The organism is Gilvimarinus sp. 1_MG-2023, assembly GCF_030548285.1.
The window spans coordinates 1-275 of sequence record NZ_JAUOSC010000959.1 but is presented as its reverse complement, the minus strand read 5'-3'; the positions used below and the strand labels follow the sequence as shown (position 1 = coordinate 275).

Sequence of the window (275 nt, the reverse complement as noted above, 5' to 3'; positions counted from 1 at the left end):
ACCCTGAACAAGGGTCGCGCCATGTTCCGTGCCGTTGCTCTGGCTGAAGCCGGGCTGGATCAATAACGACCTGCAGACAGGTCGCTACCTACCGAATGAATGACAGGGGCCTGATGCCGGGCGCCGTTGGAGTACAGCATGCTGGTAATGATAGATAACTACGATTCTTTTACGTACAACATTGTGCAATATTTCGCCGAGTTGGGCGCATAAGTACGGGTGTTTCGTAACGACGAGGTGACGCTGGAGCAAATAGAGGCTCTGGCTCCTGATCA

1 pseudogene is annotated in these 275 nt (G+C 53.5%); it reads left to right on the top strand.

Annotated features, from left to right (window positions below):
- Nucleotides 1-138: 138 nt before the first annotated feature.
- Nucleotides 139-275: pseudogene (locus tag Q4563_RS23720) on the top strand (glutamine amidotransferase-related protein); the annotation flags it as partial.